The sequence below is a fragment of the Sulfurovum sp. bin170 genome (assembly GCF_010892395.1).
Lineage (GTDB): Bacteria > Campylobacterota > Campylobacteria > Campylobacterales > Sulfurovaceae > UBA1140.
Genome location: NZ_JAACKB010000092.1, coordinates 1 through 2367, shown reverse-complemented (window position 1 = coordinate 2367; position 2367 = coordinate 1). Strand labels below are relative to the sequence as shown.

Sequence of the window (2367 nt, the reverse complement as noted above, 5' to 3'; positions counted from 1 at the left end):
TAGCGAGGCTGAAGCCATCGTTTCCTTATATGCAATTTGCATTTTCGGAATCGGCGTGTTTACACCCGAACTATTTGGTTCAAAAAAAGCTTAATTCATCGGCATTGGGCTGAAGCCATCGTTTCCAATATTTTTGAAATTAATTTTGGGTAGGTACTTATACTAGAGTAGATAATGCATCACCCTACAAATCTTCCAACCAAATTTGCATATCCGCATCGCTGGGCATCTTCCAATCAGCTCTAGGACTCAAAGAGATAGTACCAACTTTGGGACCATCAGGCATACATGAGCGTTTGAACTGTTGAGTGAAAAATCTCCAAATAAACTTCTTTAGCCACTTTCTGATTGTCTCCTCATCATATCTATCAAATGCATGGTTTGCCAAAAATAGAATCTTGCTAGGCTCTGCACCATATTTTATAAAGTGGTAGAGAAAGAAGTCATGTAGCTCATAAGGCCCAACGATGGATTCAGTCTCTTGCACTATCTCATCATCTCTGTGTGGGAGAAGTTCTGGGCTAATAGGAGTATCTAATATATCATCTATTATATCTGCTATCTTTTGATTCTCTTTATAGTACTCTATCACATACTTTATAAGTGTTTTTGGAATTGATGAGTTGAGGGCATACATGCTCATATGGTCACCATTATAGGTACTCCAACCCAAAGCGATCTCGCTCAAATCCCCTGTACCTATAACCAATCCACCCTCTCTATTTGCAGTGTTCATTAGAATAGAGGTTCTTGCCCGTGCTTGAACATTCTCATATGTCACAGAGTGGTCATCGGGGTCATGACCGATTGATTCAAACTCAGCTAGTGAGATTTTTCTAATATCAGCTGTTTTTAGTGTCACACCTAGTAGTTCACAGAGTTGTGTGGCATTATTTTTGGTTCTTGTTGTTGTTCCAAACCCAGGCATGGTTATAGCGATAATATTTTTGCTATCCCAACTCATTATCTCAAAAGCTTTGTGTGTAGAGAGTAGTGCTAGAGTTGAGTCCAATCCACCAGAGATTCCGATAATAGCTTTTTTGATATGAGCATGACTCATCCGTTTTATAAGTCCATGAGCTTGAATATTGATTATCTCTTCGCAACGGTGTTTTTTCTCCTGATAGATAGAGGGGACAAATGGCATAGGGTTTATAAATCGTTTTAACTCTTTAATCTTTGGGGTAGGGGAGATTGTTATGGTTCTAATAGGTTTTTTTCGTGCATCACAGTAGCTAGACTCACTAAGCCTTAGCCAGTTTAATTTTTGTAGGTCAATATCAGCCGTGGTTAGTGAGTTGTTCATATCAAATCGTCTATTTTGTGCAATAGTAGAACCATACTCTGAAATAATGGAGTGACCACCAAAGACAGTATCAGTAGTGGACTCGCCTACTCCTGCTGATGAGTATATATAAGCTCCCATACATCTGGCACTTTGGGTTCGCACTAGCTCTTCGCGGTACGCTGCTTTTCCTATAAGCTCATTACTTGCGGATAGGTTAAAGATTAGGTTTGCTCCATTACTAGCCATATGGTTGCTTGGTGGGGTGATAGTCCAAAGGTCTTCACAAATCTCTACTCCAAATAGAATCTCTGCTCTGTCAGAAAATAGTAGGTCAACACCAAATGGCACCTCTTGGTCTAGGAGATATATATTTTGTTTGACAATATCTCGTCCTGAGATAAACTGTCTCTTCTCATAAAACTCTTTTCTATTTGGTAGATAGCTTTTGGGGACTACTCCTAATATCTCTCCATTTTGTATAATCACTGCACAGTTGTAGAGTCTACTACTCTCTATAATAGCGATACCTATAATTGCAATGGTTGATATGTTTTTACTCTCTTTTAGTATATTTAGTAGAGCATCATTTTGGTTTTTGTGTAGTGTTTGATTGAGAAATAGGTCAGAGGCTGTATATCCTGTTAGGGTAAGTTCTGGAAAAACAACAATAGATACATCTTTTGTGTTAGACTCATTTAGTAGAGTTATTATCTCTTTTGCATTTATGTGAGGGTTTGTTACGGTAGTTTTGTTGACAGCAGAGGCGACTCTGTAAAATCCGTGCATGATAAAATGTCCTTAAAAGTTTGTGACATTTTACCATCTCTTATTGAAGATGAAATATTTTGTTTAGATACTTAATCTTTTCTGATGATTTCACTTTAATTCTATCAAAATATATTTTAGTATATATTTTACCACTTTTCTTAATATACTTACCCTTAGATGCAAATGCTTCTCCCCATGACTGCTTCTTTTTTAGTATATTTAAAATTGATGAAGACTTAAGTTCATTTACTGTTAACGATTTAGTTTTGTTTGTATGAACATGGTAGTAGGAACCATTACTAGCTAAAAGT

The 2367-nt window shown here is 37.1% G+C and carries 2 protein-coding genes; both read right to left on the bottom strand.

What is annotated here, in order from left to right; genetic code table 11:
- Positions 1-184: 184 nt before the first annotated feature.
- Positions 185-2074: an NAD(+) synthase gene (locus tag GSY74_RS02170; RefSeq protein WP_164663477.1), complete on the bottom strand. Its 1890-nt coding sequence runs from the start codon at positions 2072-2074 to the stop codon at positions 185-187.
- A gap of 40 nt (positions 2075-2114) precedes the next feature.
- A partial coding sequence (locus tag GSY74_RS10775) for a hypothetical protein (RefSeq protein WP_223157434.1) occupies positions 2115-2367 on the bottom strand: 253 nt, incomplete at its 5' end.

Bases quoted from the DNA above. Each gene is read 5' to 3' on its own strand.
- GSY74_RS02170 (WP_164663477.1), bottom strand. From the start codon at position 2,074: ATGCACGGATTTTACAGAGTCGCCTCTGCTGTCAACAAAACTACCGTA.